6 protein-coding genes are annotated in these 5,492 nt (G+C 33.5%); 2 read left to right on the top strand and 4 right to left on the bottom strand.

Annotated features, from left to right (window positions below; genetic code table 11):
• The 4 genes from Q0L29_RS11205 to Q0L29_RS11220 form a co-directional block, all read right to left on the bottom strand.
• Positions 1-613, bottom strand: a 613-nt coding sequence (locus Q0L29_RS11205; RefSeq protein WP_296621685.1) for a DUF4221 family protein, incomplete at its 3' end; no start/stop codon positions are given.
• Between the two features lie 64 nt (positions 614-677).
• Positions 678-905: a hypothetical protein gene (locus Q0L29_RS11210; RefSeq protein WP_296621686.1), complete on the bottom strand. Its 228-nt coding sequence runs from the start codon at positions 903-905 to the stop codon at positions 678-680.
• Between the two features lie 79 nt (positions 906-984).
• Entirely contained in the window at positions 985-1,593 is a 609-nt protein-coding gene (locus Q0L29_RS11215; RefSeq protein WP_296621687.1) for a ribonuclease HII, read from the bottom strand.
• Positions 1,590-2,393 (bottom strand): transporter, encoded by an 804-nt coding sequence (locus Q0L29_RS11220; RefSeq protein ID WP_296621688.1) that lies wholly within the window; start codon positions 2,391-2,393, stop codon positions 1,590-1,592. Before Q0L29_RS11220 ends, Q0L29_RS11215 begins: the two co-directional genes overlap by 4 nt.
• A gap of 149 nt (positions 2,394-2,542) precedes the next feature.
• Between Q0L29_RS11220 and Q0L29_RS11225 the strand changes: the two genes are divergently transcribed.
• Entirely contained in the window at positions 2,543-4,801 is a 2,259-nt protein-coding gene (locus tag Q0L29_RS11225) for a TonB-dependent receptor (protein WP_296621690.1), read from the top strand.
• Between the two features lie 108 nt (positions 4,802-4,909).
• Positions 4,910-5,492 (top strand): ATP-binding cassette domain-containing protein (locus Q0L29_RS11230; protein WP_296621691.1); only part of this gene is annotated, 583 nt, incomplete at its 3' end.

The raw sequence follows: 5,492 nt of genomic DNA on the forward strand, positions 1-5,492 counted from the left end.
CAACATATTCATATTGTTCAGTATGAGTAAATGGAATTTCTTCAATTCGGTTCTCTTTTATATTAAGCTTGCTAATGAGATTTTTATTGGGAGCATAGCTTTTCTTATTACCATAAAAAATATTTTGTAGCGGGATAGTTTTTGAAATAGGATCATAAATGAGTCTGAAATGCTGATTTATGATTGGTTCAAAATCTAAGTTTTGTTCTTGAATGATTTGAAATAGGTCGAAATAATGAAAGCTTGTATATCCTTCATCAAATAAAGAGATTTTTCCTCTGGAAAAGGTGAAAATAGAGTCCTTATTATGATAATATAAACCATTTATCGGACCAACTGATTTTGGCCCATCTGAATCTAAAATGATTCTATCAATAAATTTTTCTTCTGTTAAATTATATATATCTAAACTATGGAGAAGATCATTATACCCAATAAAATGCAAATCTGTATATTTTAGATAATGAGAAAAAACTGGATACGAAGGAATTCCCAAGGTGTCGGTGTTTATAATTACAGATTCAATCTTAGGTTTAATTTTTTCATTTTGTTCTTTTTTATTATTTGTGCAAGAAATTGAAATTAATATGACAGGAATTAGAAGTAGTCTCATTTTGTTCATTTTTTAATAATAAAAGGAGATCAACTATAATCTCCTTCTTTTATGAATGCTGTATTTAACCGATTGTCTGTTTTTCTTTTGGACAACTCTTTTCATCGTTGCAAACAGTCCCATTTCCTGATCCACATCCCGAATATGAGTAGGTTGTTTGACACCAAATTGTCTTACAATCCATTTCAGGAAGAGGGCCAACAGCTTCTATCTTACACTCAGATTTTACCAATTGAACATTGAAAACCAAAGTTAAACCGACAAAGAGCACTTTTAATAATAATGATTTCATAATAAATAGAATTTAGTTTGATGCAATTCTATTTTTTTTTTTGATTAAAACAAGCAATAACTAAATTAATTTTAATTATTTAGTTCTCAAATATTTCCAATTGCCTAGGCAATAACTGAAATGATTTTCTATGGTGTTCCGTTATCCCAAATTTTTGAATTCCTGCTCTATGCTGCTTAGTAGGATAACCAACATTTCTTTCCCAGCCATAGTGAGGATGAAGCTCAGCCAGATTCCTCATTAAATTGTCCCGATATTCTTTTGCCAAGATGGAGGCCGCAGCTATGCTAAAGAATTTACTATCCCCTTTTATGATACATTCATGTGAAATTTCAGAATAAGGAGTAAACCGGTTTCCATCAATCAGTAAAAAATCTGGTTTTTGTTTTAATTGATCCAAAGCCTTGTGCATTGCCCAAAACGAGGCTTTTAAAATATTCACTTGGTCAATTTCCTCTGGGCTGCATTCAGCTATAGCCCATGCAATGCTTTCTTCTTTAATAACATCTACCAACTCAGCCCTTTTTTTTGAGCTTAATTGTTTTGAATCTGTAAGATAAGGATGAGTGAAATTTTGAGGTAAAATTACGGCTGATGCCACAACTGGACCAGCCAAACAACCTCGGCCAACTTCATCGCAACCCGCTTCGAATTTATTTCCTTTATGAAAGAAAGCCTTTAAACTCATTTTTCTATTTTGAATAAATAGGCCAGCCCCATTGCAATAAAGCTTTGTTGATAATTTTCTATGATATTGGCTTGTTGAGCAATGTCAAAACCCGCGTGAACATCCAACTGGAATTTTGGGTTAATTAAATATATTAAGCCTCCATCGAAGTAATTTAAAGGCGTCGTAAATTCAGATCTAAAACCATAGATTTCAGCATAAACCGATAGTTTTTCATTTAAACTATATCCAGTATTAATTGTATATCTTAATCGACCAAAATAATTGAACTGTTCGCTATAACCAATATTCCCCATTAAATACCATTCTGGATTTAATTGATATTTGGAAGTCAATTGAATTCTATAAAAACTATTTCTTTGAAACCTTTCCTGGCTAAAGGTATTAAATCCATATTCTGCCACTATAGCTGTTTGAGGAACTAAACCTGATTCTTTTAATAAATCAATTTTTGTCCCAACTACAACGGGGCCTGAAAAACTCTGCCATATAAACTGAGGACTTGTGCCTGACTCTAATAATCTTTCGCTTTGATAGCTTTGACTCAATCGTAATTCCCAGCCTTTTGTTAGACCGTATTTCACTAAAGTGTTGTTCCAATTGATCAGTTGCAGTTTGTCATTTGGGTTTATAGTCTCGCTTTCAAAGGAAAAGCCGGCCTCTATTTGAAAATATCCTTTAGGGATGGTTTTAGGATATTCTGAAAAGCCAGGTCGATCGGTATTAATTTGAATGCTGTCTTCTTGAGCTTGAGTGTAATAAGAACAGCTAATTAAAATCAAAAATAGTATATATCTCATTAGTCGAATTTTAAGAAGTGCAAGATAATAAAAATTGATTATTCAGAATAATTGTGTTTTCGGTAAACCTTTTTAATATAATTTAGTAATCTAATTATAATTAATATATTTGTATTAAAATAAATTTAGATTAATCTAAAAATAAAATTATGAGAATATCGATATTGATATTTCTATTTATTGCTTCTTTTTTATCAGGTGTTTATTCAGTTGAAGCGCAGGAATTAAAAGCCATTGTAAAAGATGAGAAGGGTGATCCATTGCCTTTTGCAACTGCTTATGACAATGAATTAGCTTATGGAACCACAGCTGATGGAAACGGGCAAATATTTTTAAAAATTAAAACTGCATCGAAAGAAATTTGGATATCGCATGTAGGTTATCAAAAGAAGAAAATTGAACTTGATAAAATAGATTTAAGTCAATTTCAAGAAATTAATCTTATTCCTGACAAACTAGGGCTCAATGAAGTGGTTGTAAGTGGGCAAATGCAAGCAAGGAGTTTGAGAAACTCTCCTGTAAAAGTAGAGGTCTTCAAAGCGGATTTCCTTAATGACTTTTCCCAGGGATCAGGAAATTTAATGGAAAATATTTCTATGGTCAATGGAATTCAGGAAAATGTAGCCTGTGGTGTTTGCTATACTAATGAGATCAGCATAAATGGTTTGGAAGGTGCTTATACCTCCCTTTTAATTAACGGAATTCCGATATATGGTAATTTGGCTACGGTATATGGGCTTAACAGCATTCCTACTGATATGATGGAGAAAATAGAGGTGGTGCGCGGTCCCGGTTCCACTCTTTATGGCTCCGAGGCTATGGCAGGTGTTATTAATATCATTACGCCTCATGCAGAGAACAGAACATTAAATCTAAATTCCAGTATTTCTCAATTTGGAGAGTGGAAAGGAAATTTAATTAGCCAACATGGTGAAAAGGATTGGAAACACTTTTCTGGCTTCCATTGGGATGTAGCCAATCAATTTGTAGATGATAATGGAGATCTATTTTCAGATGTTGTTTTAAGAGACCGTTTTTCAGTTTTTAATTTTTCTGAAAATGAGAAAAAGCAACTATCTATTGGTGGCAAATACTATTATGAAGACAGAAGAAATGGAGTGTTGGAATATGTAAAAGATAGAAACTATAAGCAACTGCGAGGTAGTGATGAAGTGTATGGTGAAAGTATTTACACTCACAGGTGGGAAATTTTCGGAAATAAAAATTTTGGAGATTCACCTTTCAGATTACAGTTTTCAGCTAGCCAACATTGGCAAGACAGTTATTATGGGGATACTTTTTATGAAGCGGAACAATATCAGGCTTTTGCAAATTTCATTTATGAAAATCAATGGGGAGATCATAACCTATTATCAGGGGTTAGTCAACGCCTCAGTTATTATGATGATAATTCTGCTGCCACGGAAAATGGAACAAGCAATCAAGCTGATTTGCAAATTATACCCGGAATTTTTGTGCAAGATGAATGGAAAATAAGTGAAGCTTGGAAAGCTCTTTCAGGAGCTCGATTAGATTATTATAATCGACATGGATTAATTTTTTCCCCACGCTTAAATATTCAGTATCAGTTAAGTGAATGGACAAATTTTCGTTTTAATAGCGGTACTGGATTTAGAATCGTAAATCTATTTACGGAAGATCATGCTTTTGTATCTGGTCAAAGAGAATTATTGATTAAAGAAGATTTAGACCCAGAAAGATCTTTTAATGTAGGTTTAGGTTTTCAGCATGTCTATACTTTTGGTAATCAGCAAGGAAGTTTTGAGTTAGATGGGTTCTATACCTATTTCACCAATAAAATTATTCCTGATTATGATACTCCTGGCTTTATTATTTATGCCAATTCAGAAGCCTATGCCTATACCAGAGGCTTAAGTGCAAACCTGAATCATCAAGTGGGGGCTGATTTTTATTTGAATTTGGGTGCTCAATGGCAAAATGCCAGACAAGCAGAAAGCAATGACGATGGAATTTTAGAAGAAAAACCAATTATCTATTCTAGAGATTGGTCGGCAGTTGGATCTGTGGAATATAGTTTTCCTTTAGGGATAAAGTTGAATTATAATTTCAATTGGAATGGTCCAACCGCAATGCCTGAGGTGTTTGATGTAAATGAGATGGGCGAAATCGTAGGTACCAGATCTGATATATCTCCTTCCTTTATGATGCATAATCTTAAAATTAGAAAAGAATATAAGAGAATTGAAGTTTTTGCCGGTGTTAGAAATGTATTTGATAATGTACAAGAATTTTCACCATTAAGTGGAACTCAAGACAAGACAGTTCCTTTAGGTTTTGGAGAATATTTTGATACTGCTTACAATTATGGGAGTTTGATGGGGAGGAATTTCTTTATAGGGTTTGATTGGAAGATAATTTCTGAATAATTAATGTAAGGAATGCTTTAGTAATTACTATTTGAGATTTTATTGATTTATTTTCAACTATTCACCAAAAGGATTTTATCCTGTCAAAATCCCACTTAATTTTGCATTATGCTTTCTATTAATAATTTAGATTACTACATAGGCGATAGAGCCTTATTCGATAATGCTTCTTTACATATCAAACCAAAAGATAAGATTGGTTTGATAGGTCTTAATGGTCAGGGTAAGTCCACTTTACTGAAAATCATCAATGGGGATATTACGCCTGATAAAGGTGAGGTTCAGATGAGTAAAGACTGTACCATTGGTTTCCTTAATCAGGATTTACTTTCTTTTCAGTCGGATGACAGTATCCTGCATGTAGCTATGCAAGCATTTAAAGAAGCTCTGAAATTGCAGGAAAAGATTGAAGCCATTTTGAAAAAGATGGAAGAAGATTATTCTGATGATTTGGTGGATAAGCTTACCAAAGCGCAGGAGCAATATGAAATAATGGAAGGCTATAGCTTACAAGCCAAAGCTGAGGAGATACTAGAAGGTATTGGATTTAAAACGGAAGACCTTACTCGGCCACTGAAGACTTTTTCAGGAGGTTGGAGAATGCGAGTGATGCTTGCAAAGCTCTTATTAGATAAGCCGTCTCTCTTGATGCTTGATGAGCCTACCAACCACTTGGATTTGCCTTCTATCC

It is taken from the genome of Marivirga sp., assembly GCF_024636815.1.
Classification (GTDB): Bacteria; Bacteroidota; Bacteroidia; order Cytophagales; family Cyclobacteriaceae; genus Marivirga.

Coding starts and splice junctions, on each gene's coding strand:
- Q0L29_RS11215 (WP_296621687.1), bottom strand. CDS start 1,593: ATGAGTTTAAAGGCTTTCTTTCATAAAGGAAATAAATTCGAAGCGGGT.
- Q0L29_RS11210 (WP_296621686.1), bottom strand. CDS start 905: ATGAAATCATTATTATTAAAAGTGCTCTTTGTCGGTTTAACTTTGGTT.
- Q0L29_RS11225 (WP_296621690.1), top strand. CDS start 2,543: ATGAGAATATCGATATTGATATTTCTATTTATTGCTTCTTTTTTATCA.
- Q0L29_RS11220 (WP_296621688.1), bottom strand. CDS start 2,393: ATGAGATATATACTATTTTTGATTTTAATTAGCTGTTCTTATTACACT.